The 25,665-nt window shown below is 51.4% G+C and carries 19 protein-coding genes; 10 read left to right on the top strand and 9 right to left on the bottom strand.

What is annotated here, in order from left to right; genetic code table 11:
• Window positions 1-88: 88 nt before the first annotated feature.
• Window positions 89-1,816, bottom strand: a complete 1,728-nt coding sequence (locus tag P8J86_02055; protein ID MDG2053470.1) for an iron ABC transporter permease — start codon at window positions 1,814-1,816, stop codon at window positions 89-91.
• Window positions 1,817-2,273: 457 nt separating this feature from the next.
• Between P8J86_02055 and P8J86_02050 the strand changes: the two genes are divergently transcribed.
• Window positions 2,274-4,745, top strand: a complete 2,472-nt coding sequence (locus P8J86_02050; protein ID MDG2053469.1) for a lectin-like protein — start codon at window positions 2,274-2,276, stop codon at window positions 4,743-4,745.
• A 181-nt stretch (window positions 4,746-4,926) separates the two neighbouring features.
• On the opposite strand, the gene P8J86_02045 is transcribed toward P8J86_02050, so the two are convergent.
• Both P8J86_02045 and P8J86_02040 read right to left on the bottom strand, forming a co-directional pair.
• Window positions 4,927-6,522 (bottom strand): hypothetical protein, encoded by a 1,596-nt coding sequence (locus tag P8J86_02045; GenBank protein MDG2053468.1) that lies wholly within the window; start codon window positions 6,520-6,522, stop codon window positions 4,927-4,929.
• A gap of 283 nt (window positions 6,523-6,805) precedes the next feature.
• Window positions 6,806-7,456: a hypothetical protein gene (locus P8J86_02040; protein ID MDG2053467.1), complete on the bottom strand. Its 651-nt coding sequence runs from the start codon at window positions 7,454-7,456 to the stop codon at window positions 6,806-6,808.
• 89 nt (window positions 7,457-7,545) lie between these two features.
• Here P8J86_02040 and P8J86_02035 point away from each other — a divergent pair, with 89 nt between their 5' ends.
• The 3 genes from P8J86_02035 (at window position 7,546) to P8J86_02025 (ending at window position 10,975) form a co-directional block, all read left to right on the top strand.
• Window positions 7,546-8,517 (top strand): aspartate carbamoyltransferase catalytic subunit, encoded by a 972-nt coding sequence (locus tag P8J86_02035; protein MDG2053466.1) that lies wholly within the window; start codon window positions 7,546-7,548, stop codon window positions 8,515-8,517.
• A 43-nt stretch (window positions 8,518-8,560) separates the two neighbouring features.
• Window positions 8,561-8,872, top strand: coding sequence for a FliM/FliN family flagellar motor switch protein (locus tag P8J86_02030; GenBank protein MDG2053465.1), 312 nt, complete (start codon window positions 8,561-8,563; stop codon window positions 8,870-8,872).
• Between the two features lie 78 nt (window positions 8,873-8,950).
• On the top strand, window positions 8,951-10,975 hold the full coding sequence (locus P8J86_02025; GenBank protein ID MDG2053464.1) for a glycoside hydrolase family 15 protein: 2,025 nt from the start codon (window positions 8,951-8,953) through the stop codon (window positions 10,973-10,975).
• Between the two features lie 35 nt (window positions 10,976-11,010).
• On the opposite strand, the gene P8J86_02020 is transcribed toward P8J86_02025, so the two are convergent.
• The 5 genes from P8J86_02020 to atpD all read right to left on the bottom strand — a co-directional run bounded on the left by P8J86_02020 (window position 11,011) and on the right by atpD (window position 18,655).
• Window positions 11,011-12,657, bottom strand: coding sequence for a molybdopterin-dependent oxidoreductase (locus P8J86_02020; protein MDG2053463.1), 1,647 nt, complete (start codon window positions 12,655-12,657; stop codon window positions 11,011-11,013).
• A gap of 70 nt (window positions 12,658-12,727) precedes the next feature.
• Complete coding sequence (locus P8J86_02015) at window positions 12,728-13,429, bottom strand: hypothetical protein (GenBank protein ID MDG2053462.1); 702 nt, start codon at window positions 13,427-13,429, stop codon at window positions 12,728-12,730.
• Between the two features lie 91 nt (window positions 13,430-13,520).
• Complete coding sequence (locus P8J86_02010; GenBank protein MDG2053461.1) at window positions 13,521-15,620, bottom strand: Zn-dependent oligopeptidase; 2,100 nt, start codon at window positions 15,618-15,620, stop codon at window positions 13,521-13,523.
• Window positions 15,621-15,689: 69 nt separating this feature from the next.
• The gene (locus P8J86_02005) at window positions 15,690-17,102 is read right to left on the bottom strand and encodes an FKBP-type peptidyl-prolyl cis-trans isomerase (protein MDG2053460.1); all 1,413 of its coding nucleotides are present in this window, start codon (window positions 17,100-17,102) and stop codon (window positions 15,690-15,692) included.
• Window positions 17,103-17,212: 110 nt separating this feature from the next.
• A complete protein-coding gene (atpD, locus tag P8J86_02000; protein MDG2053459.1) occupies window positions 17,213-18,655 on the bottom strand; it encodes a F0F1 ATP synthase subunit beta in 1,443 nt (480 codons plus the stop codon).
• Window positions 18,656-18,903: 248 nt separating this feature from the next.
• Between atpD and P8J86_01995 the strand changes: the two genes are divergently transcribed.
• From P8J86_01995 to P8J86_01970, 6 genes are all read left to right on the top strand, one after another.
• Window positions 18,904-19,329: a polyketide synthase dehydratase domain-containing protein gene (locus tag P8J86_01995; GenBank protein ID MDG2053458.1), complete on the top strand. Its 426-nt coding sequence runs from the start codon at window positions 18,904-18,906 to the stop codon at window positions 19,327-19,329.
• Window positions 19,330-19,399: 70 nt separating this feature from the next.
• The gene (locus P8J86_01990) at window positions 19,400-19,801 is read left to right on the top strand and encodes a phosphopantetheine-binding protein (GenBank protein ID MDG2053457.1); all 402 of its coding nucleotides are present in this window, start codon (window positions 19,400-19,402) and stop codon (window positions 19,799-19,801) included.
• Window positions 19,802-19,874: 73 nt separating this feature from the next.
• A complete protein-coding gene (locus tag P8J86_01985; protein MDG2053456.1) occupies window positions 19,875-20,399 on the top strand; it encodes a hypothetical protein in 525 nt (174 codons plus the stop codon).
• A gap of 293 nt (window positions 20,400-20,692) precedes the next feature.
• Window positions 20,693-21,262 (top strand): pantetheine-phosphate adenylyltransferase, encoded by a 570-nt coding sequence (coaD, locus tag P8J86_01980; protein MDG2053455.1) that lies wholly within the window; start codon window positions 20,693-20,695, stop codon window positions 21,260-21,262.
• A 12-nt stretch (window positions 21,263-21,274) separates the two neighbouring features.
• Window positions 21,275-21,967 (top strand): hypothetical protein, encoded by a 693-nt coding sequence (locus tag P8J86_01975; GenBank protein MDG2053454.1) that lies wholly within the window; start codon window positions 21,275-21,277, stop codon window positions 21,965-21,967.
• Window positions 21,964-24,003 (top strand): hypothetical protein, encoded by a 2,040-nt coding sequence (locus tag P8J86_01970; GenBank protein ID MDG2053453.1) that lies wholly within the window; start codon window positions 21,964-21,966, stop codon window positions 24,001-24,003. Before P8J86_01975 ends, P8J86_01970 begins: the two co-directional genes overlap by 4 nt.
• Here P8J86_01970 and P8J86_01965 read toward each other — a convergent pair.
• Window positions 24,000-25,511, bottom strand: a complete 1,512-nt coding sequence (locus P8J86_01965) for a chloride channel protein (protein MDG2053452.1) — start codon at window positions 25,509-25,511, stop codon at window positions 24,000-24,002. The two genes, P8J86_01970 and P8J86_01965, sit on opposite strands and share 4 nt — an antisense overlap.
• Between the last annotated feature and the right edge of the window lie 154 nt (window positions 25,512-25,665).

Below are 25,665 nucleotides of genomic sequence, written 5' to 3'. Positions count from 1 at the left end.
GATGGGTCTGGTGATGCCCAAAGCCCTGCTTTGTGACATCTTTCACGAAGGGAAAGTATACCCAGCTGCCTGCGTTATTGACGGTTTATTAGACCCGGAAGATGGCACCCATTTTCTTACCCATCATCACTGAGGCTCCAATGAGCGTGGCCGCCAGGAGTGCCATGCCCCAAACGCCCATCGCACTGGCAATGGCGGGACCATCGCCCAATCGCTCAAAGAGCACATAAATCGCCTTGGTCATGGGGAAGTCAGCCTCACGCTGAGCCAGAATGATCGAGTCTGAAACCTCGAGCATGGCAAAGCTAAAGGCCAAAAGAGCACCTGCAATCAAGTTCGCCATGATCAGTGGCACGATGATGGTCCGAATAGCCCGGAGCTTGCTTGCTCCCATATTCAAAGCTGCTTCTTCAAGCTGCCCCGAAGTCTGTTCCAAGCCTGAGGCGGTCGCGCGAACGACATAGGGAAGACGCCGAACCGCATATGCGATGACTAGCAAGACCGCTGGATTGGGCTCAGCGCCGGTCACACTGAGCACGCCTTCAAGCGGATCGCCCTCTCCGAAAGGCCAGCGTAAGGTCACGGCCACATATCCAAAGGCCATCACCAAACCGGGAACGGCCAGCGGCAACATGGAGAGGCTATCTAGGAGCGTGCGGCCCCAGATGCGGGTGCGAACAATTAAGTAGGCAATCAACAGCCCAATACCAAGATCGAGTGCGACCGCGCACACTGAATACACGAGACTGTTTTCAATAGACCCCATTGCTAAGGGATGGGTCAGCGCATCGTCATAGTATTGAAGTGTGAACTGCTGTGGGAAGATGGACTGATACCACGAACCATCCACCGCAAGACTCGAAAGTACAACACTGATATGTGGGCTGACCGCCATCAGCACAACAACCGTACATAGTGTTAAAGCACCCAGCGCAGCAATACCTTTTAACTTCTTAGGTATCGCCTGAACCGAGGCTTTGGCATACATTTCATGGCCTCGGCGGCCGAAAAAGAATTTGCCAACGACATAAATTCCAATCGCGATCGCAAGCATGACCGCAGTCAGCGCATAGGGTTGCTGCGAATCAGACATTTCCTTTATCAACTGAAAGATCTGTACTGGAGCAACTTGCTGATAGTCGAACATCAGCGGTGTACCAAGCTCTGTAAATGACCAGATGAAGACAATCGTGCTACCCGCAAAGAGTCCCGGGCGAATCAGCGGAAGCGTGATCTTCGTGAAGCGACTCCAGGGACCAGCACCAACATTCTCTGCCGCTTCAGTTAACGCTGGATCCAGATTGGCAAGTGATGCCGTGGCGTTGAGATAAATGATTGGATACAGGTGCAGCGCTTCGATCACGACAATCGCCCAGAAGCCACCTTTACCAATAAAGTCAAAACCAGTTTCGAGAAGACCTAGATCTATCAACAGTGTGTTGATAGCGCCACTACGTCCAAGCAAGTGGGTAAGACCAATCGCACCAACAAACGGTGGCAAGATTAAGGGCACTAAAATCAGTGCGCCAAAAACTTTTTTCCCTGGAAAGTCATAACGCGCCGTGAGCCCTGCCAGTGGTAATGAAATGATGATCGAAAGCAGTGTGGTACAACCAGCAATCGCCAATGCATTGAGGAGGCTGTTGCGCAACACTTCATTGGTGAACACCTCACCGATGTGATAAAGCGTAAAGCCACCGTCATAAGAAACAAACGCACCTTCGATCGTCAGCCAAATCGGGTAGATCAGGCACACAGCAAAGAGCACCAGGAGGGTGATCATGAGGATGGAAGGGCCCACAGAGCGGCGTTTCATGGGGGAAGTTTACTGCACCGCCACTCACATTCGTGAAAGTCTTGTTTATCGCTCTTGTTTGGCCAGTATTTCGTAGGAAAAAAGAGCCAAAAAGGCTATGCTCGACGGCTGAAAAGTTGGCTGGTCAACATGTTTCTAGCCATGCAGGGATTTCTAGGTGACTATTTTGGGCCCAACTCCTAGAGGATCCTTGCCAAGTAAACCGGGGCGTCTTCGCTCAGACGGCGACAGGTCTTGGCGAGGCGATTATCCACTTAAGTCCTCTCAAGGTAGCGCCATCGTGAGCATTGATCGCGATGAGCCATAGAACTGCGCAGCAACCTTTGCTTCTGCTAGGCTCTGGGTCGGTAAGTGATGTTTGAGAGGGAAGTTGTGAAAATCGTGTCGCAGTTGTGGGAAGACGACTGTTAATTCACACGAGTCACACAACCACGTTCGTACAACTTGGAGATCAGAGATGAAGACCCCCAACTGCTTCGCAGTCTTTGTCGCGTTGTTTGGCGCGTTGTTCACTATTTCAACCAGTGCAGCAGGCCAAGCCGTGCAGTGGACCCAAGCCGAGGGGGGCAATGGGAACTGGTATGAGGCTGTCGATATCGACAGCACGTATCACGCGGCCCGCTCATATTGCGAAGACCTTGGCGGGCATCTCGTCAGCTTAACTTCTGCGGATGAAGATACCTGGGTGTATACCAACCTCGATGGCGGAGACGCCCGATGGATTGGCGCCTATCAGGACATCAATTCACCAGAATATTCTGAACCAAATGGTGGGTGGGGTTGGGTCAGTGGTGAGGCTTGGTCCTATACCAATTGGAATGGCGATGGCCCTGACAATAACGATTTGAGCGTCCCCGATGAAGAGGCTGGACACTACTGTTGTGGTGGTGCTTGGAATGATCTGTATGAAGTCACAAACGGCAGCCCGGTTGAAAGAAAGTTCATTATGGAATGGTCCGCCGACTGCAACGACGACGGCATGGTCGACTACGGACAGATCTTAAACGGTGAACTGACTGATAATGATGGCAACGGTGTACCGGACATCTGCGAGCCAATTACTGTCGACGACGACGGGCTCGACGATCCTGACGCCGACTTCGACAACATTCAGGATGCGATCAATGCGTCCAGTGACGGCGACGCGATCCTCGTCATGCCAGGCACGTATACGAGCAACGGCAACAGCGTCATCACACTGCCCAATCACGGCATCAGCATCATCGGCAGCGGCGGCGCTGCAACCACCATCGTTGACGGCCAGGACGCACGCCGAGGACTCATCGGCAATGGTGGCGGTGACAACGGCACGGTGATCGAGGGACTGACGTTCCAGCACGGCCGCGCCGACAATGGTGGCGGTCTGTACCTGTTTGACTGTGACCCGACTATTCGCAACTGCATCATTCTCGAAAACAACGCCACTCAGGATGGTGGTGGAATCTTCTGCCGACGAAGCGATCCAGTCATCGAGAACAGCACGATTGAGAAAAACATCTCAACTCAGGGTGGTGGCGGCTTCCTGTGCTGGGAAAATTGCTCCCCATTTATTGCAAATACTACGTTTGCTGAAAATACTTCCACCAGCAGCGGTGGCGGCGGATTCTTTGCTGGAAATGACAGCAGCTTTACACTGACGGACTGCACCTTCGATTCCAATACCGCGAGTACTAGTTCAGGTGCAGCATCCATACAGGATTCGACCGGGCAGATCGCCACCTGCACCTTCAATGCCAACTCGGCCCCAATGACGGGCGGCGCACTGACCATCTACGACGGCCCGGTTTCGGTCACTAACAGTGTCTTCACTGGAAACACCTCAGGCGATGGCGGTGCCATTCGCTTCTTCACGGATTGTGACGTCACGCTGGATGGCTGCACGTTCAACAACAACCTGGCAACTGATCGGGGCGGGGCATTGTTCCTCACAATCAATCCTGGCGCAATCGTTGATGTCAAGAACTGCAACATTCATCACAATGTGGCCGATGGCCATCCAGATGGGTTCGGCGGTGGCATTGCCGGAGGTGGCTGGAACGGTGATGACACTGAGCCAAAACTCGAGAATACGGTGGTCTGCCAAAATATCCCCGACCAGATCGATGGCGAAGGGTCATACCAGGGCTATGTCGACAACGGCGGTAATACCGTGTGCGAGCTGCAACAATGGCGCGTCGAAGATGGCGGGAACGGGAATTGGTATGAGCGCTTCTCAGTCGCTCAGATTGATTGGACCGAGGCGGCGGCAGCTGCTGACAATCAGGGTGGTTACTTGGCGACCATGACATCTGTTGAGGAAAATGCCTTTATCACCAGTAGTTTCCCCTTGGTTGACTCAGGACCCGGGTACTGGCTTGGTGGAACAAAGGAAGGTACCGGTCAATGGCAGTGGGTCACCGGTGAATCTTGGAGCTATGAAGCTTGGAACCAGGGCGACTGCCATCCATCGATGCAGCCATCTGATGTAGAAGGTCGAGATTACCTCGACATGTTCTGTCAGCAAGGTGATGTGGCGTACTGGTCAAATGATTGGGATGACTGGACTGGTAGTTTGGGTTATGTTGTTGAATGGTCTGCCGACTGTAACGGTGACGGCATTGTCGACTACGGACAGATCTTAAGCGGCGAACTCGCTGACGATGATGGCAACGGTGTGCCAGATGTTTGTGAGGAATGCCCAGGTGACATCATTGATGATGGTGTAGTTGACCTTATTGATTTCACAGCGTTCCTAGTGAACTTCGGTGCCACCGGTGAGAACATCGCAGATCTCAACGGCGATCTGGTTGTTGATCTCAACGACTTCTCAATCTTCTTGGTCAACTATGGCAATGTGTGTGAAACACGCAGCGCTGTCGCAGAGACCGGTCTAGGCAAGGTTGCCCCAACGCACCACATTGGAGGCGTTCCACGCAGGTCAATGAACTAATACGTTTCTCTTCCTTGATACCAACCAAAAGGGCGTCGTTTTCAAAACGGCGCCCTTTTTTGATGACTGTATCGATCGTTGACCAGTACACCGACCACGCCCTAGGTCTAGGTCTAGGTAATGCCATCTCGAATAGAAAGTGATTAAGGAGCTGGTCAAATGCCCCAGATTTCATGTGCACTTAGCCGCCAGCAGTCGTCCCGAAGTTCACAAGAAAGATAGAGAAGTCCGAGATGTTGACCGTCCGGTCGCCATTCAAGTCGCCGACACACGCGTCACCAAGATCACAGCTGATGCCAAAGTTCACTAGGAAAATCGAGAAATCTGAAATATCGACAATGTTGTCATTATTGAAGTCACCCACCAATACGACCTCTGATGATTCTGGAATCTTCCATGCGACTGCCACATCGCTCGTTGCATTTGAAGTGCCATCAACACGAGACACCTGCAACACATATTCACCAGGCGCTAAATTTGTGGCATGAATAAGTTCAACATTGTCAATAGCACTCTCACTGGTCACATTGCCGCCAAAGACACGCGGGCCTTGCCCAAGTAGTGAATTGAGATCATTGCCTGAAACAGACCAAAGCAATAGATCAAAGTCTGCAACATAACTAGTCGAAAATACTGTGTTTGTTTTTCGATACCACGTTGCCAAGAACTCAACGTCGCTTGCCTCAGTCAACTCAAAACGCCAATAAGAACTGTCGCCAATCGTGATGGTATCGAGGGCCCAACCTGGTGCCGAGATTGTGTTTTCTGAGGGAACGGTACTCTGGCCATTCGTTTCGCCATTGGCCAGAATAAGGTGACTGTCATCAACCCAGAGGCTACCCGCACCATAGACTTCATCAAGACCACGATCGGTCCATCCTCGTGTCGCACCCGCATCAACAGGATTATTGGTCCAGTCATTGCTCCGATCAGCGCCACAAAGTAGAACTGCTTTGATGACATCAGGTCGCTGTGCATCAGGGTTGCCTACAAGTTCAGAATCGGTGCGCGCTGTCTCAAGAAGCAGTGAAGCCGCAGCCCCAACAACAGGCGTAACAAAACTCGTAAAACTACTACCTGGGGCCACCATATCGGGCTTGTTACGACCCGGACCATCATTACCTGAACCAACATCGGTTGACGCATGCGTACCATCAACGGTACCAACACTGATGCTGTTATAGCCATGAGACATCAGGGGATAGGCTGGTTCACTATTGTTTACGCCCACACACATAATGACATTGTCTCGATCGACCACATAATCAGCTCGGCGTAGAATCTGATTGTCCCAGCTACCAGCACTTCCAATCCATGAGTGGTTCACGACTTTCTGATCAGAGGGAGTCACAAGCGGCACACCGCTTGTTCCGACTCGCAAAACCGAACTGATCCAATCGTTGACTTCATAAATATATGCTTTATCAATTCCTGGCGCGATGCTCCGGGCCAGACCGAACAAGTCCTTCGAAACTTGGGTGGCATGGCTGGACGCACCAGACGGGCCACTAGATTCAATGATCGTCTTACCCGCAAACTGTCCCGCATTTTCATCTGGTGCGTAACTGCCGCTACTCGTAGCGGTCTCAACTTGGCCAACAGCAACACCACTCCCTGTGGGAACATCGCCAATTCGTTCAGCCAGCGCTTCTAAACCAGTAACAGCGTCATTGGGATTTGCCCAAGCCAAGCCACTGGCCAAACCAACAGCTGCAAATGCCATTGATATGAGCCCACACTTGGGCTGCTTTCGTTTGTTTTGATTCGAAGCCCGCATCAACCTGCTCCCTGATCGTGGTCAGACATCATAGGTACGCAATCTATTGTTCGGCGTGCGAAAATGCCATCCTTTAAGCCTATCGATAGATCGGCCCCTGGCAAAGAAAACTCAGCGCTTTCCAAGTCTATTTAGATTTCTCGTAGAGACATAATCGTCGATTTTAGTCAGAAAACGACTATTTTGTCTTTAAAGAGCCGTGTCTGCCGCATGAGCGAGCCCATTATCGAGAACTTGGATTGGCTGGTGGCTGATTGGGCGGCACCTGAGCATCAAACCCAGTTCAGTGGCCTCGTTCCCAGTTATTGGCTGGTCGCTGAGTGGGCGGTATTTGAGCATCCGCTGCTTCATCGGATAAATGGCTCAGTTCATGACTCACTGTGGCCAAGAGTCGACGCTCAAAGGCCTCATCACGATGCACTGATGTCCAGATAATGCCCTTTTGGGTTTGCCTGCCTGGATCATTGGCAACGAAAACACCCGAGCGATTGCGCGTCCAAGAGTTCCGTTGGTAGCCAGGTTGCCCCGCCCGCTCAAGAAAGACCCAAGCTCGCAACTCAAGTTCACCCTTGTAATCGGTGAGGTCGAGATCAGCCGAGCCCAGAGCCACCATATCGGGGCCGGTTAAGACCTCGGTTGCCCGAAGAACTGACTCTTCGAACCCCACTGGTGTGAATTCAAAACGAACTGTGCGTCGATGCATGCCCAGGGTATTTTCCATGGCATCTGAAAAGGTAGGGTTATCCGTCTTCCAAGGCTCAAATATTGAACTGGCAATGGCTGGATCAGTCTCAATAACCCCATTTCGCCGATCACGCATTCGCGCCGGCATACCCCACTGATTTGCTGCCTCCACAGCCGCATCAAAGGCCTGGTTATATGACGATGATTCCACCGTTAAGACATCGGGGCCTTTGTTGGACTGGCAGCCCATGCCGATCAGAACCAGGCTAGCCAGAAGGCAAATTGAAGTCGGGCGGTGCATATGTGCAGTCTACCCGAGACCGGCGGTAGAATTGCAGCATGCCCACAGTGCCTCCATCTACCCCCCAACATCTGCTTCAACTCGAGGGGCTTTCAGCCGCTGAACTGACGGCATTTGTCGTACGGGCCATCGATCTCCGCGAGCAACCTGATCCAGGACCAAAAAACGGACCACTGGCTGGAAGGGCCATGGCCAACCTCTTCTTTGAAGACTCTACCCGGACAAGACTCAGCTTCACTCGAGCCGCTCAGCGGTTGGGGATCCATGTCCTTGATCTCTACGCTTCAAGCTCAAGCGTATCGAAAGGTGAAACACTTCTTGATACTGCTCGCAATGTCAATGCCATGGGCGTTGATGCCATCGTTATTCGCTGCACACCCAGTGGGGGCGCCGCACTGCTCGCCGAACACCTCGATTGTTCAATCATCAACGCTGGCGATGGCAAACACGAACATCCCACTCAAGGTTTACTTGATCTGATGACGCTTCTGGAACATTTTGCAGAGGGCCCAGTACCAAGCGGGCATGAACTTCAAGGCAAGCGTATTGCCATTGTCGGTGATATTGACTCCAGTCGAGTTGCTCGCTCGAATATCCATGGGCTCACAACAATGGGTGCCAATGTGGTTTTGGTTGGTCCATCCCAACTTGTGCCAGAAACACTTTTACATTTACCCAGGCCCTCTGGAGGTGCCAGTGGAGGCGTTGAGATAACCAATGATCTTGACGCTGTTCTTTCAGATTTAGATGCGATCATGATGTTGCGTGTCCAGTTTGAACGGCACGAAAATGACGTCATCGGTGCCGATTATCCGGAACAATTTGGACTGACGCCCGCCCGGGCAGCGAAGCTCAAGCCATCCGCACCAGTGCTCCATCCCGGACCTGTCAACCGCGACTTTGAACTGTCTGCTGCCGTCGCAGATGACCAAAGCCGCAGCCTCATCCTGCAGCAGGTCAGTAACGGCGTGGCGGTGCGCATGGCTGTGCTAGAAGAATTGTTGGGCTGAGTCGCGTCTTTCCAGAAGGACATGTTGTTGATGAGATGATCGCTTGGCCGATACTAGAAACATGCCAAGATCACTCGAAGCAATCAAGACCCTTGAAGTGCCAATTATTGTCCGTTTAGCACAGTGTAAATTGTCAATGAAACGAATCTCTACGCTCACACCTGGTGAGATCATCGATCTTGGCATTTCGCTTGAGACCGATGCATCCTCCGGCGGTTCGGGGCCCCTGGATATTCTCGTCAACAACCAAAAGATCGCCCAAGGGCAAGCCGTTAAGGTTGGCGAGAACTATGGTGTCAAAGTAGGCCAACTCGACGATTTGGACACACGAATCACCGCGTTGAGTACAGGCTAAGACACTCCACCTATAAATTTTCTACTCATGGCAGCCTATCACCTATGATGGAAGTCGTTCTTTAAAGGGAGTCATTCCATGCCTCGTGATATTCCCGTCGGCAATGGTGACATGCTTGTCACATTCGACAACCTCTACCAAATTCGCGATATCTACTATCCACACGTTGGCCTACCAAACCATACTGATGGCCATGTACAGCGTTTTGGTGTCTGGGCCGATGGTAACTTTGCTTGGATCAGCGACCCCGAATGGAAACGAGAACTTCGTTACAAGCCCGACACAATGATCACTGAGGTTTTGCTGAAGCACCCGAAGCTTCAGCTTGAGTTGTTGTGCTGTGATGCAGTTGACTATGGATCACCTGTCTACTTCAGACATATCACTGTCACCAACCTCACGAGCAAACCCAGAGACGTTCGCGTCTTCTTCCATCATGACATCTCCGTCAATGGCTCTCCAGTTGGTGATACAGTCAATTATGACCCGGTTTTGGCTGGTCTCGTGCACTACAAAGATGGCACCTACTTCATTATCAATGGATGTGATGATCGAAAGTGTGGCATCGATCACTGGAGCACCGGAGCCAAGCGAATCAACGAAGCAGAGGGCACATGGCGCGACGCCGAAGATGGAAATCTCTCTTGCAATGCCATTGCACAAGGCTCTGTTGACTCCACTGTTGGTTTCAACTTGCAATTACAGCCGCGGGGCAGTGGTGGGCTGGTCTATTGGCTGGGCGCAGGCGAGTCGTACGAGGATATCAAGCAGCTCAACCAGAAGATCCTCAGCAAGACCGCACGACGCATGATGAGTCGAACCGAAGCGTATTGGCGGCTTTGGGCATGTAAGGAACCAACTGACTTCTCTCCATTGGCTGAGCCAATCCGAGACATGTTCATTCGCAGTGAGCTCATTCTCCGCACCCAAATTGACAATGACGGCGCCATCATTGCTGCCAACGACTCGGATATCACACGCTTCTCTGGTGACACCTACTCCTATATGTGGCCACGGGACGGAGCGCTCTGCGCCCATGCACTTATATTGTCTGGACAGGGCGAGTTGAGCCGAAATTTCTTTCGCTTCTGTGAACGCGTCATCGAGCCAGATGGCTTCTTCCTTCACAAGTACAACCCGACTGGTACATTTGCATCAAGCTGGCATCCATGGATGATGGAGGGGCGCCGAGTCCTACCAATCCAGCAAGATGAAACTGCACTCATGCTCTGGGCGCTGTGGCGACACTTTGAGGTTTTCAGAGATGTGGAGTTCATTAAGAGCACCTACACACCACTGATCATCAACCCTGCCCGCTGGATGCTTGAGCACCGCGATCACAATGGTCTTCCAAAACCCAGTTGGGATCTCTGGGAAGAGCGGTGGGGCGTCCATACGTTCACTGTGTCATCAACGATTGGAGCACTCAATGCTGCAGCCGCATTCGCCAATGAGCTTGGTGCTGCTGACCATGCAGCAGAATTCCATGAAGCAGCCCAACGAATGCGCGGCGCGCTCATCCGACATCTTTGGGTTGAAGAGGAAGGCCGCTTCGCTCGTATGGCAACGCCACAAGAAGATGGCACTTACCACTTAGATATGACTGTTGATGCAGCGATGTATAGCCTCTTTGCATTCGGAGCGTTTTCTCCTGATGACCCAATGGTGACATCAACGATGAATAGCATCAAAGAAAAACTCTGGGTTGGTACACCCATTGGTGGGTTGGCACGTTATGAGAATGACTATTACCACCAAATTGAACATGATGACATTGAGAAAGTACCCGGTAATCCATGGGCTATTTGTACGCTCTGGCTTGCGCAATATGAGATTGCCAAAGCAAAGAACATCGAAGATTTGAAGCACGCAATACCCTACATAGATTGGGTGCATCAACGCTCTTTGATCTCTGGTGTGATCGCTGAACAATTCGACCCTTACACTGGTTCACCAATCTCGGTGAGTCCATTGTCATGGTCACATGCAACGGTGATGACTGTGGTGATGCAGTATCTACTCAAACACGCTGAGATTACTGGCAAGCCATTGAGTTCGATGGCCGCCCTCGTCAAAGGCCTGCGCCAACCCTCCGGCGACTGACCTAAGTAAATCATATGTTTCTTTGTGAGACCGTACTAAAGCTCGATGAGTTCCATGTCTGAATCAAGCGATGTGTCGAGTACTGGCAATGAAACGTCTTTGATAAACATCTCTAAACCAGTCACTTTTGCCATACGTTCACGCACATTAGCGGGATTGAAGTATCCCAATGATTCACCGCTTAAGTCCGCCAAAAGATCAATGGCAATTTGTGCTTCACTCTTGCAATAGTCAATCGGTTCAATGGCACGCTCAAAAGCCTGTAGTCGACCATGAACGTCTTCAAACGTACCTGACTTCTCAACCCAAGTCGCTGTCGGTAGTAATACATCCGCACGACGGGATAGTTGACTCTCCAGCGTATCAAGCAGTATGAGCTTGCGATCCTGTCCGATACCAGTAATCAGTTGCTCCGTTGCCCAGGCACTCGGGTAGTTCCCTGTTGCAAAAATAAGATCGATACTTGGACAAGAAGCCATGTGTGCTAACAGTGATTCATACTCAACGATCTTGTTTTTGAAAGTGGCCAAGACACGACGTACACCGCGAGCATTCGGCGCTTTCTCTGCGTAGGAGGTATACCCACTCGGAAACGTTTTATCTTCTCCATGTCGAGGCACTGGCCCCACTGCAAAGGTCACGTCGGCATCCAAGCTGCTGGCGTACTGAGCCAACAACCAGACGTCTTCACAACTCAACATTGGACTTACCAGTACGAGCATCGATTTAGAGGCTCGCATGAGGGCATTCGCTTCGTGATAAGCCGCCTCCCAAGCATGCCCGGCCTCTGGCATTTCAAATGCATCTTGACCACGAATTGCTGGCACTCGCAACCGCTCTTCCGCGTGAACAAATTTCCAGCCATAGCGAACCTCATCGGTAATCCACCATTGCTTATGGAATGGGTTGGGACGGGGCTTAACGCGATAGACAACACCATCATTATGTTCGACCGAAATATTGTCACCAGAGCAGGTCAAACCATCGATCGATGCTGTTCTCTTGAGGAACCAAACTCGTTGTTGGAACAGAAAATCTTTATCGAGCAGTGCTCCAACAGGGCAGATGTCGATGACATTTGCACTGAGTTCGTTATCCAAAGCCATACCTGGAAACACATCTATTTCCTCATGCCCGCCACGGCCCTGCACAAGGAGTTCTCCAGTTCCTGTCACCTCACGCGTAAATCGCACGCATCGTGTGCACATAATGCACCGGTCAGCGTACAGCAATACATGTGGTCCAAGATCCTTCTTGGGTTGTTTGATCTTGTCTTCTGTAAAACGCGATTGCCCACGCCCATATTGGTAGGCATAGTCCTGTAAATAACACTCACCTGCCTGATCACAGACCGGACAATCAACTGGATGGTTGATGAGCAGATACTCCATCACTGCCTTTTGATTGGCGATCGCCTTTGGGCTCTCGGTATAAACCACCTGGCCATCTTGTGCATGCGTCTGGCAGGTTGGAAGGAGCTTGCCCATGGACTCAAGCTTGCCTTCGTTCCGTGGATTTGGTGCCCAAACCTCAGCGAGACAGATTCGGCAATTCGCGGGAATTGAGAGCTCAGGGTGATAGCAGTAGTGGGGAATCGGCAAGTCATGATCAAGCGCGATCTGCAGGATCGTCTGCCCCTGATCGAAGTCGTAGGTCTGTTCGTTGATTGTGATTGAAGGCATGATGATTCCCGGGACTTGTCTGAGAAGGCAATCGTAGCAGCGGCCCACGCTCGATGCACGGCGCTTTGGGCTAATCTGAGAGCTCGCCGATCTGGGTCTCAGCCGTCAGGAGGAGGCTCCCATCTTCGACCACCACATCCCTGATCAACACATGACGGCCGTCAAATAGGGGAACTATGGAGGAAAACCCCTGCTGTCCCTGCATTGTGGCGATTGCTTGATCAGCCATTTCTTGATCAAGCTCTGCCTCTGGGATCGCAGAACGCAGGTATTTAATGACCCGGGCCATTGGGTCACCAGGAATTGAAATGCGGCCAAGGCCCACACTTGATACCCGTAAAAAGAGCTCACCGTCGCGCACCTCTGGCTCAAAGCCGGCAACAACACAAGATGGTGAGTCGGTGTTGCCAAACCAGGTGGCTAGTTGGATTTCATCTGGCACGAAGTTCAACTGGGGTTGGTTGACGCTTTCGGGAAACCGAGCCTCAAATTGGCCCTCCATCCAATCTGGCAGACGGGCTGCAATCCAAGCATTGACAACCGCCTCATCGATACGAATTCGCCACAGCTCATTCGGTTCCCGAATGAGCTGGAAAGCCTCAACAAGTTGCATCTCGCCAAGTTCACCTGCACGCATGACCACGGGATCGTCCCCTGCGAGTGGTTGATACCAGGAAGGTGGGAGCGTGGTGAGGTACCAGATGACTCCCACTGCAACCAGCGGAATACTGCACGCCAACAGCACGATATTGATACCAACCCGTACAGACATGATGAAAGTGTAAAGAAAATGGCCTGTTTAGATGAGAGCGCACCACGACACGCAGTCAATGAACTCTACCCACGTACGCAAAGAGAAGAACTTATTGATCCATTTGTGGATCAAGACCCAGATGATTCAGGAAAGCATCCATCCGCGGATCACGGCCAAGATACTCAACAACCATATCCATTGCATCCTGACTACCACCACGCGAGAGAATCATCTGGCGGTAATAGTCACCTGCTTCTGGACTCAATAGACCCAGCTCACCAAAACGCTCATACATATCCTGAGCAAAAACGAGGGACCAAAGATATCCGTAGTAGCCTGCTTGATACCCCGTCAGGTGGCCAAAGCCTGCCTGAAAGCGGGTGGTTGGAACGGCCTCATATAGCTCGATATCTTCAAAGAGATCTAGACCGAGCTGCGTTGTATCAACCTCACCACCGGGCACATTGTGATACGCCTGATCGACCATCCCGTAGTAGATCTGATGCTCCGCAAGCATACCCGAGCCAAGGTTTTTGGCAGCAATCATCCCCTCTACAAGCGCCGGTGGGATTGGCTCGCCAGTCTCGTAATGGCGGGCATAGATTGCAAGAATCTCTGGTTCCCACACCCAGTTTTCCAACATCTGACTTGGCGCTTCTACAAAATCACGTTCCACATTTGTGCCTCCAAGCGAAGCATATTGTGTGTCGGAAAGAATCGTGTGAATACCGTGGCCGAACTCATGCAAAAATGTCTGCATCTCATCGTGCGTCAGCAGTGATGGTTTATCTGATGTTGGCTTAGTGAAGTTACACACCAATGCTGCCACTGGCACTTGGCGCTCGCCATTTGGAAGTGTCTTCGATTGACGCACGCCCCACTGCGCTGCGTGTCCATACTTTCCTGGACGGGGGTGCAGATCCAGATAGAACATGCCCAGTGTCTCGCCAGAATCCTCATCTTTGACCAAGAAGAGTCTGACATCTTCGTGCCAAAGGGCCGGCCCGTATGCTGTCGCCTGATCGGTGACTTCTTCAAAGACAACACCAAAGAGTTTGTTGTTGATTGAAAAAATGGTTTCCATCGCCCCATCGATAGGGAAATATTTCTGCACTTCTTTTGAATCAACAGCATATTTACCTTGCTGCAGCTTACCCACGTAGTACGAAAAATCCCACGGACGCAAGACGGCATTTGGATCACCCGTGTCATCACGCTTCACTTGCGTGAATTCATTCCAATCCTGCTCCGCCTTCTTACGAACAATTGGCCGAAGGCCAGCATAAAATTCCGCAACACGGCCGGCATTCTTAGACATTCGTACTTCAGTTTCATAATCAGCGGCAGTTTCATAGCCCAGCATCTCTGCGACCTGCGCACGCAGTTCAAGCATGTTCTCGAGCACCTGAACGTTCTTAGAACCCCCGCGACGCTTATAGGCTGTCCACACTTTTTGGCGGCTGGTTTCATCATCAGCATAGTCAAGCAACGGCCCAAACGTGGGGTAATCAAGCGTCACAACATACACGCCATTTGATTCTTTGAGCCCATCAATAAAATCATCGTCCATGCCAACGAGCTCTTCACGTGTCAAAAGCACCGTCGTCTCATCTTCAAGAATATTGGTGTCAAACTCCTGAGCAAGCTTGGCGATCTGCTTTTGCATTGCGGTGAGCTGTGCTCTGGCCTCGGGCGAAAGATCCATTCCAGCACGCCGATAGTCTCGCACTGCATCACGAAGCAATCTTGCCTGCTCACCCTCTAACTGTGGGTTGGTAGCGGCGTACGCGCTCACCGCGTGATATAAACCCTCATTTTTTCCGAAGTCGATGAGCCATGCATCAAGCTTTTCTGTTGCCATACGACCAGCTGTCTGAATGTCAGAATCTGGTGATACATATGACAAGAACTGGTTCATGTTGGTTTGATTCTCAAGCTCATTGAGCAAATCATCGATTGCACCAACAGTGTTATCAAAGTTCCGCTGATCATCAGGAATGGCGACGATCACCGCTATTTGCTCATCTGCATTGGCAAGTGCCTGATCAACATGCGCAGAGACTTGATCAGCAGGGACTGCAATCGGTTTGCCGCCAGCCAATTCTTGGGCAACTGCCATCTTTGTGGCAAGTCCGCAGAGCAGTATTGCAAACACCAAACATTGACTACAAACCTTGGTACGCTGCGAAGTGGGGGAGCTCACCATCATTTTGCATTTCCTCGTTGTTATACGTTAGAACGGGCATCCATTTTCAATGACTGGCGCCGCTGTTGAGGATCAGTCGTGGTCGTGACCACTATGATCGTGATCGCTGTGGTCGTGATCGTCGTGATCGCTGTGGTCGTGATCGCTGTGGTCGCTGTGGTCGTGATCGCTGTGGTCGTGACCACTATGATCGTGATCGTCAGTGTCTGTCTGCGATAGCGGCTCAGTCGGATCAACATCGATCAACTCAACATCGAAGATCAACAGCGCATGCGGAGGAATTGCCGGTGGCGACCCGGCTTTACCATAGGCGAGCTCAGACGGAATCACGAGCTTCCGCTTTGAACCTACCTGCATACTGCCAACACCTTCGCTCCAGCCGGGTATCACTTGACCAAGCTTAAAGTCGACTGGTTGATCACGATCGTATGAGCTATCAAACACAGAGCCATCAACTAAATAGCCTGTGTAGTGCACACGAACATTCGTCTCAGGACCCGTCGGTGATGCCCCATCGCCCGCTTCGATTTCATAGCTTTTGAGACCTGACTCCGATGTCGTGGGCGCTGAAGTTGCGTGCCACCCGGGCAGCGGGTCAGGCAAACTCGACCAGGGATCAATGGCAATAAGATTCACATCGAAAATAATGCTTGCGCCAGGTGGCAGTGCTTGTTGTGGCTTTCCATTGATTAAGGTTTGGTGCCACGGAATCACTATCTTTCGCTGGCCGCCAATCGCAAGGCCTTGTAGCCCATCGCGCCACCCTGGAAAAAGTTCGACCGGTAAATCTTCTGTTCCGCCAACTTGGCTTGAGTCATAGATGACTTGTCCATCAGTCAGGTATGCTTTGGCATTGACGCGAACAAAATTGTGATCTGTATCAACCTTGGCGCCGGTTCCAGTTGCGACATCAGAAATCTGGACACCAGATTCAAGCAGCATCATTTCATTTTCAGATGACTTGCCCGGCATCGTTTCTGGAAGCCGCGACCATCGATTAATGTCTAGCAGTTCAACTTCAAATACCAAGTCTGAATTTGGTGCGATCAATGGGGGAACACCTTGCTCACCATAGGCTTGATCAGTAGGAACCCAGAGAAGACGTTTGCCGCCGACACGCATGCCCTGTGTACCTTCACGCCAACCAGGAATCACCTGCTCAAGTGGAAGTGTCACTGAAGAACCACGCTCAATCGAGCTATCAAAGATCGTTCCATCAGCCAGCTGACCGGTGTAATGGACCGTCAGGAAAAGACTGTCGCCATCAACTTGTTTTCCATCACCCTCACTGAGATCGACATAGCGCGTTCCAGAAGCCGTGGTTGCTGCATCCTCCGGCATCACTGGTGCCGATACAGGCGCGACTGCTGAAGCTCCAGGTGCTGCTGGAGGCACGACGGTAACTGAATCATCACTGGTTGGCGTCGATGTTGAAGGCGCCGTCGTCGTTTCTTTTGGCTCATCTTCGGCAGAACACGACAGCATGCTGCTGGCGCTTCCAACCAGTAACGACGCGATCAATAAGCTCGATGAAAAGCATTTCAATCGTCGACATCTGCGACTTTCTGCTGCGCACGTGTTGCAAGCAGCATTCATCATGCCACTGTTGCCATCTGCTCAGCCTTCGCTTTGGCGTCTTCGAGCGTATTGACATACATGAAGGCGCCCTCAGGCAGATCATCACCTTCTCCATCACAAAGACGCTCGAATGAATCAATGGTGTCTTCGAGCGGACTTGCAACACCAGGAATGCCTGTGAATACTTCACCAACATAGAAAGGCTGACTCAGGAAGCGTTCAATCTTACGAGCGCGACCAACCGCTAACTTATCTTCTTCAGAAAGCTCATCTACACCAAGGATGGCGATGATGTCTTGAAGGTCACGGTAACGCTGCAAAATACTCTGGACGCGACGTGCCACTGCGTAATGTCGTTCACCCACAATTGCTGGGTCAAGAATTCGCGAAGATGACGCCAGTGGGTCAACCGCAGGATAGATGCCCTTCTCGGCAATTGTTCGCTCAAGAACAACAAATGCATCGAGGTGAGTAAAGGCCGTCGCAGGTGCTGGATCTGTCAGGTCATCGGCAGGCACGTAGATCGCTTGCACTGATGTAATAGCACCTCGGGATGTTGAAGTAATACGCTCCTGCATCTCACCCATCTCTGTCGACAGTGTGGGCTGATATCCCACTGCTGAGGGCATACGGCCAAGAAGTGCAGAGACTTCAGAACCCGCTTGTGTGAAGCGGAAGACGTTATCAATAAAGACCAGTGTTTCTTTACCAGACGCATCACGAAACTCTTCTGCCATCGTCAGAGCAGCGAGGCCAACACGAAGCCGTGCTCCGGGGGGTTCATTCATCTGACCAAAGACCATGGCAACCTTATCAATGACATTCGCCGTGTTGCCCTCATCATCTGTGTACTCAGCTTCTTGCATTTCCAACCAAAGGTCGTTGCCTTCACGCGTACGCTCGCCAACACCTGCAAATACTGAGTAACCACCAAAGTTTCGGGCCACACGTGCAATCATCTCTTGAATGATCACTGTCTTACCTACACCAGCACCGCCAAACAAACCAATCTTGCCGCCACGCACAAACGGGCAGAGAAGATCAACCACCTTGATGCCGGTTTCAAGTATCTCTGTTCTCGGATTTAGATCAGCGAGCTCTGGTGGCTCTCTGTGAATGGGACGCCTTAATTCTGATTCAACTGGGCCGCGGTTATCGACCGGCTCGCCAAGCAAGTTGAATACGCGACCAAGTACCGACTCACCAACGGGTACGGTCACGGGGCTACCGATATCGGTGCAGGATTGGCCGCGCCGAAGTCCATCGGTACTGGCCAAAGCCACGCAACGCACTTGGCCTCCACCAAGGTGCTTACTGACTTCACCGACCAAGCGTAGTGCCTGACCTTGAAGATCAATCTCGCATTCCACTGCATTGTAAATCTGAGGAATGTCGTTTTCGGGAAACTGTGCGTCGAAGGTCGACCCGATGACCTGGATGATGGTGCCACTGGTGGCCATATGCCTGATTCCTGAATATGTAAGAGAAAATAGGGCGGGCGATGCTCATGACGACCCCCGCGCGGAAGCGGTCACGAAGAATCGCTAGAACCCTGATGAACGGCAGAGGATAGCCCTTAGATGGCCCTCTGCCAAGGTGCCTAGATCTCCCAAAAAAGGGTTTTTTGAGGTGCGGCACCGATGGCTCTTGCTACAAGGCCTATCTCTGCTAGGTTCTTGCCAGCTGAAGTAAGGAATTAAGTGCTGTTATGAAGTTCAGAATGGTGGACCAGGTTGTTGAACGCACCCCCGACCGGGTGGTCACCATCAAGCAGGTTTCGCTTGCTGAAGAGTACCTGCGCGATCACTTTCCTGGATTTCCGGTGCTGCCAGGCATCCTTATGGTCGAGGCCATGGCCCAGGCAGCTCGAGTCATGCTTGGCGAAGAAGGTGACCAATTCGTGCTCGGACAGGTAAAAGCAATGAAATTTGGGCATGTGGTCCGCCCAGGCGATGCACTCTGGATCGAGGTTAAACTCATCAAGAGGCTCGAAAATGGTGAGGTCAACTGCAGAGCCTCCGGGCGGGTCCTGGCCGCCACAGCAGAAGAAGCACCGGAGCTGGGGGCGACAGCTGCAACCGGACGGTTTACCATGCGACCCGTCCGCACCACCGCGGCTATTCAATCCGTGTGAGAGTGGATGCCATGAGAGCCTACGTAGGTTCTTGGGCAATCAGACTGAATTGAAACTACAGGAGCGCGGCGTGCTCAATCGCGACGAGATATACGACCAAGTCAAAGAAGTTCTCGAAGATGCACTTGGTGCGGATCAAGAGGACATCACCATGGGCGCAAGTCTGACCAAAGATCTTGAGGCCGAGTCAATTGACTTCCTCGACATCGTCTTCCGCCTAGAGAAAGCTTTCTCTACACCCGAAAAGCCATTCAAAATTTCTCAGGGCGAATTGTTCCCTGAGAACCTGATGGAAAATGCTGATTGGGTACAGGACGGGAGACTGACAGACGCAGGCATTGAAATGCTTCGCGAAAGAATGCCTCACGTTGATTTTTCATCGATCGAAGATGAACGTGAGGTCACCAAGGTTGCAGATGCATTGACTGTTGCGTCAATCGTTGACTTTGTTGCTCGCAAGCTTGACTCATAAAAAGTTCTGAGTTGATCTTTCTCCGAATGCGATGGATATGCCCAGTTTTTAGGGTTATGGAGATTATTGGTTGATGCGTTGGCTCTGGATTGACAAGATCATTGACTTTGAAGAAGGCAAAGTCCTTCGCGCTATCAAGGCAGTGACGCCGGGCGAAGAACAGCTCCACAGTCCTATGGACAGCGAGGGAAACCCGTTGCCACCAACGATGCCATCTACATTTGTTATAGAGGGTATGGCTCAAGCTGCCGGTATTCTTGTAGGCACCGCAACTCGATTCTCTGAAAAAGTCGTGCTGGCCAAAATTACCAAAGCCAGCTTTGATCGCGAAATTGGGGTAGGGGAACTCATACGCTTCTCTGCCGAGCTTGATCGCCTCGATGACCAAGGCGCTGCAACCAGTGGTTTTATTGATGTACGTCTTCGTGGTCCCCAGCCGAACGCTCGTCAGTGGGAAAGAGTTGGCACTGTGGATCTCATGTTTGGCCACCTGGACCGCAATATGTCTGGCATCGAGTTTCCAGAAGAGAACTTTGTATTCTCCGATAACTTTGCATTCTTGCTCGAGGATGCTGGGCTCTCGCATCTCCTGCCTTGATGGCAATAGGTGCCCATAACTCGGTTTTCCCCCTCCAGATCCCCCATACGTGATGCTTCCTCTCCCAGACCATTCAATTGGATGGGCTTGGGCTTTGCTTCCAAACAAGAGCTTGCATATGGCCAGGGGAAATGGAAACTCCTATCGATTCGACATTCATAGCCCCCTGGATCGGCCCCGTACTGGTTTGCCTCCCCGGACGGGGCCTTTTTTTCTTTTGACCCAGCGATACCGCATCAGCCACGATGAATGGGGATTCAGATCGTCTCTTCTGGCGATAGAATGACCCAATCATGACTGGCAGTGCTTTATCTCATATCGCTATCTACCCAGGGTCATTTGACCCGATGACATTTGGACATCTTGACGTCGTACGTCGAGCCCGCCAGATGTTTGACCATCTCATTGTGGGAATCGGTGTTAACCCGGAGAAGCCAACGCTCTTCTCCGTCAAGTCACGTATCAACATGACAAAACGCCTCATTGATGAATTGGTTGCTGAAGATGACAGTGGCTCCACCGTTGAAGTTGAATCGTATGAAGGGCTCACTGTTGACTTTGCTCGAGAAAAACAAGCCTGTGCTTTGATCAGAGGCATTCGCAACATCAGCGATTTGGCGATGGAATGTCAATTGGCTATTACGAATCGCCAGGTCGCAGACATTGAGACTGTCTTTGTGGTCACTGGCGAGCCCTATGCGTACACCAGTTCGAGTCTGATACGGCAGGTTGCAGCGATGGGTGGTGATGTGAACCGGCTGAATTCAATCGTTCCACAGATTGTCATTGATCGTCTTCGCAAATTACAAGCGGATCCCAAAACCCCACTTCAAAAGCTCGTTCGAGATGACTCCATTGAGTAAACCAAACCTCTTATGACCTATCCACAATTTTGCATTATCTCAATTGGCACACTCTCCGCCAATTCGATCTGGAATGAACAGAGTGATACACGAACGGGCCATAGCACCACGACGCTTGTCTCAGTCGGAGACGAGCATGTGCTCGTCAATCCTTCGCTACCACCGGCGGCTTTGTTAGCCCGGCTCTCAGAGCGAACGAACATTCGCCCCGAGCAGATCTCACGTGTTTTCCTGACCTCTTTCGATATTGAAAACCGCCGTGGTCTTTCTGTTTTTTCTGACGCACACTGGTTGATGTACCAACCCGAAATAGAGGCTGCCAGCGAAACACTTGAAGTACGTAATAGCGAAGCGTTAGCTGATGAGAACTTTGATTTGGCGGCTCTCTACGAGCAAGACTTAGAAATTCTGGGCCGCATTGAGGCCGCTCCAGATCATGTCTTAGCCAATGTCGATCTCTTCCCCTTAATTGGCGTTACACCTGGCTGTTGCGGACTCATACTTTCTGAAGCAAGGCGCACCGTACTGATCTCTGGTGATGCCATACCATCTGATGAACACCTGCAACGCGGTGAGGTTCTTTCCACTAGTTGGGATTTAAAGCTCTCGCAAGAGGCCTTAAAAGAATCACTTGAGATCGCTGATGTCATCATACCGGGTCGTGACAATGTAATTCTCAATCCACTACGAACCGTGTTCTCATGAAATGGCAACCGCTTTGCAAGCTTGCTGATGACTGCAAATCTTGGTTGGCTTTTTGCTTTTTCCTGGCCATTATTTTGGCCCTCGCTCCTGCACCATCAGTCGCACAAACTCAAGAAGAGTCAACTCAAGATAAAGACACTGTCCAAGATCCTGCAGAACTACATTGGGCCGTGAAACTTGGACTGCGCGTGCGGCAGTTAGACTTAGCGATACCATTGATTGATCAGGTGGTATTGGTTCCCGACCCAGCGACGTATCTTCAGGAAATCGCCAGGTGGTCTCCGACGGCAAGATGGCCCGTACTCATTGAAGATGAGCATTTTTGCTCAATGTTTATTCGTCGCTTTAAACCGAGTCGTGTTCTTCGACGAACATCATCAAACGGTCTGCCTACTGATAAAAAAACACTCCAGCAAACACTCAGGGGCGTCGTCATCAAAGCGCTTGGTGGCCAACCAAACAAACAGTCGCTTTCAGATCTTCTCCAAGGGAGTCAATACCCTCCGCCTGGTGTTGTGATAACCAGTGTTGATGATCCCGCCTGGGTTGCTGCAGTTGCACTTGCTGCGGGACGAGCTCAGCCCCTGGCTTGGATGGATACTGACTGGGGTCCCGAAAAAGAGTGGACCTCCATTCAAAAGGGTATGTCACTCATGGCTGAAGTGCGGATGATTCTTGACCGTACCGGGCTGCCTTGGGAAGAACCAGGTGACACGATTGAGACGCTCACCATTTGTCGCAAGATGCCGATTGGCGTGCATCTCAATATGCCAATTGAAGTACAGCCGCCATTACCTAATCAGACGTCGGGCAGACTTGGACTTGCAACGACGGATGCCATTGGCCGAGACCATGTCGCCAAGCGGGGGGTTTACACCGGCTGGATATTCGGTGATGAGAAACGCTGTGCCTATGTCGCCATGTGCTCTTTGTTTCTGCCACGCACCAAGGTCACTTTGGTTGATGGTTATGCCAACAAGACACGTGGCATGGAGCCCTATGATCTGTCAGAGGCTGCAAAAGCCTTGAACACGATGGGCTATGGTGTTGACCTTTTTAAGGGCGGACAGGCAAGCCCGCTTAATTGGCAGCGAAGACTTGTAGGTGGCCTCACCACTGACTTGTTTTTTATGAACTCACGGGGCAGGTGTACCCAGTTTGGCCTTGTTAAAGGAGATGGTGAAGCTGTTGACGTTCCCCTACTAAACACACCTGTTGCAATGCAGTTTATTCACAGTTACTCCATGTGCAATCCCAGCGACCCTGCAACAATCGCTGGCATGTGGCTCTCACATGGTGCGTACTCTTACGTTGGTTCAATATCAGAACCGTATCTTGCCGCATTTGTTCCGACGATCCGTGTGGCAGAAAAAATGGTGAACTTTGTGCCATTCATCATCAGCTGCCGCTGGTGGCCTGAGGCAAGCCCATTCTCCCGCCCCTGGCGCGTGAGCACTTTTGGTGACCCACTTATGTTGGCGCCATCTCCAAACCGTTACGACATTCAGCGCGTCGCACCGCCTGACGACGGCCAGATTAGCTTGCGCACTCAAGCTGTAAGTCTCATGCGCAGCGCCACTAAGAATAGTGATGCTGCTGACTATGCCAAGGCCATTCGATTGCTTGTCCTGATTGGTGAGGATCAACTGGCTATTGAATTCTGGGAATTGGCTCAAAAAAATGGGGTCGAAAATTCAGGCTCAACCGCGATCCTCGGGCCTCTCTTTCGTGCAAAGGACCAAGAGGCTTTCTTGACTGCCTGGCAAGCAACCTCAGATAAAACCGCAATTGACCGGGATATGCTCTGGCATCTTTGTGGCAATCTAATGACCTTTGAAACACATCAAAAGATCATCAATACACTCTCAAAGAATTTGCGACGGCGTAGTCACGGGACCGACTTAACACGACTCGCCCCGTACTTGGAAAGAACAGAGGGCTGGGCAACCGTTCGTCAATTAGCCGAATCGGGACTGAAGACTGCGACGAATCAAGAGGCCATTGATCGCTATCAAGCCATCTTGGACCAATACTAAGTTTGCGCCGCCGGCTGGCCGCCGCTTTCCTTTGATTCACCTGTTGCTGATTTAACTGGATCATCAAGGTTCTTGAGGAAGATATCTGCCAAAGCCTCATAGATAGCCGTGCGACATACTAAGTGCGACATCTCATAAGCAATCACTGCCGTTGCTGCCAATGCAATCGTCATGTAGCGCCCATCGGTCATTTCAACCAATATGACGAAGCACGTAATTGGACTCTGTACCACGCCTGTGAAGTACGCCACCATGAACATCATCACGACAGCCTTCATCGAGATGCCATCGAATAAAGTACTAAACAAAGGGTGAGCAACTTGGCCAATTCCAGCGCCAACAGAAAGACTGGGATCAAACAAGCCACCAGGAATACCGCTAATCAGGCAGAAGAAATTCGCTGCTGCCTTGGTAATTGGATAATGCCATGGGAAGGATGTTTCAGCCAACCATGGAAAATCTGGCTGCGCTTCTTGCATGAGGATGATCTGAGCCTCAGCAAATCCACTCCCGTAGGAAAGACCGCTTGAAATAAGTGCGAGGCCGCCAAGACATGCTCCAAGAAAACCGGCTGTCATGTAGGGATGCTTTTTAACGTTGCGTGTGACGACTGGCGTAAAGTGAACCACCATCCAGGCAAAACAGCCACCGAGAAGGCCGCCGATGATGCCGATGACAGGTACGGCGATCCACTGCATGACGCCGTCTAACTCAACATTGCCGCCCTTATTGACATTGCCATAGAACAAGTAATCACCGAGGAAGACGATCCCGACCACGCAGGCGATGATCACGGTTCGAATAATCGTTCCCGCATTGTTCTTTTCGAACCCACGGCCAATCTCTTCAAAGGCAAAGACAATGCCAGCAATAGGCGCGTTGAAGGCCGCAGCAATACCAGCACCACCGCCACCAAGAATGAGGCCGCGTCTTACTAAATTCTGTTGAAAACGGGTCACCTTCGTAATCAGATACATACAGCATGCGCCCACGTGCACGGAAGGGCCTTCACGACCAATCGTCATACCGGTAAACAGGCCAATGGTCAGCAACAACATCTTGCCTAGCGCAATGCGCAGTGAAAGCATGCGTTTGCGAATTGGTCCCTCGGGCGTCTTGAGCGATGCAATCGCTTGAGGAATACCGGTGCCCTCTGTCCCTTTAAAATAGACGTCTCTTAAACGGCAAATCACAATCATGCCGACGATGACCAGAGCGATCGGGATGATCGTGCCCAGGGCGCCAGGCATGGTCCAGGTCCAATCGTTTTCAATGCCGAACCAGCTAAAGAACATGCCGACTTCGGCATCACCCTTCATGACCTCAAAAAAGAGCCGGCCAACTTCTTCCACACGATTAAAGTAAAGCGCCGCAAGTCCAGTCAGAATTGCTGCTATCAGAAAGAGGCTGTAACGGAACCAAGCATGCCTCGAGAAGATCTCTTGTCGCCAGGGGTGGCGTTCGACTTCGGCCTCAAGGTTAGTTGGATTCTGTTCCTTTGGATCCATCACACTTCTTCTCTGTCTTCTCTGAAAATCACGCGACCTCGATCACGGCGGCGGCCACCCATTCCATGATGCTATTTATAACAGGCCCATGAGAATGGGGGCTGATTAATCCCATTCTGGCAAGATGCTGCATGTGACAAATCTGTTACAGCAA

It is taken from the genome of Phycisphaerales bacterium (assembly GCA_029268515.1).
Lineage (GTDB): Bacteria > Planctomycetota > Phycisphaerae > Phycisphaerales > SM1A02 > JAQWNP01.
The sequence above is the reverse complement of the archived record's forward strand: the minus strand, read 5'-3'. Positions and strand labels throughout refer to the sequence as shown.

Coding starts and splice junctions, on each gene's coding strand:
- P8J86_01970 (MDG2053453.1), top strand. CDS start 21,964: ATGAAATGGCAACCGCTTTGCAAGCTTGCTGATGACTGCAAATCTTGG.
- P8J86_02020 (MDG2053463.1), bottom strand. CDS start 12,657: ATGCCTTCAATCACAATCAACGAACAGACCTACGACTTCGATCAGGGG.
- P8J86_02010 (MDG2053461.1), bottom strand. CDS start 15,620: ATGATGGTGAGCTCCCCCACTTCGCAGCGTACCAAGGTTTGTAGTCAA.
- P8J86_02035 (MDG2053466.1), top strand. CDS start 7,546: ATGCCCACAGTGCCTCCATCTACCCCCCAACATCTGCTTCAACTCGAG.
- P8J86_01965 (MDG2053452.1), bottom strand. CDS start 25,511: ATGGATCCAAAGGAACAGAATCCAACTAACCTTGAGGCCGAAGTCGAA.
- atpD (MDG2053459.1), bottom strand. CDS start 18,655: ATGGCCACCAGTGGCACCATCATCCAGGTCATCGGGTCGACCTTCGAC.
- P8J86_02005 (MDG2053460.1), bottom strand. CDS start 17,102: ATGCTGTCGTGTTCTGCCGAAGATGAGCCAAAAGAAACGACGACGGCG.
- P8J86_02045 (MDG2053468.1), bottom strand. CDS start 6,522: ATGCGGGCTTCGAATCAAAACAAACGAAAGCAGCCCAAGTGTGGGCTC.
- P8J86_02040 (MDG2053467.1), bottom strand. CDS start 7,456: ATGGGCTGCCAGTCCAACAAAGGCCCCGATGTCTTAACGGTGGAATCA.
- P8J86_02015 (MDG2053462.1), bottom strand. CDS start 13,429: ATGTCTGTACGGGTTGGTATCAATATCGTGCTGTTGGCGTGCAGTATT.
- P8J86_02025 (MDG2053464.1), top strand. CDS start 8,951: ATGCCTCGTGATATTCCCGTCGGCAATGGTGACATGCTTGTCACATTC.
- P8J86_01975 (MDG2053454.1), top strand. CDS start 21,275: ATGACCTATCCACAATTTTGCATTATCTCAATTGGCACACTCTCCGCC.
- P8J86_02055 (MDG2053470.1), bottom strand. CDS start 1,816: ATGAAACGCCGCTCTGTGGGCCCTTCCATCCTCATGATCACCCTCCTG.
- P8J86_02050 (MDG2053469.1), top strand. CDS start 2,274: ATGAAGACCCCCAACTGCTTCGCAGTCTTTGTCGCGTTGTTTGGCGCG.
- P8J86_01995 (MDG2053458.1), top strand. CDS start 18,904: ATGAAGTTCAGAATGGTGGACCAGGTTGTTGAACGCACCCCCGACCGG.
- coaD (MDG2053455.1), top strand. CDS start 20,693: ATGACTGGCAGTGCTTTATCTCATATCGCTATCTACCCAGGGTCATTT.
- P8J86_01985 (MDG2053456.1), top strand. CDS start 19,875: ATGCGTTGGCTCTGGATTGACAAGATCATTGACTTTGAAGAAGGCAAA.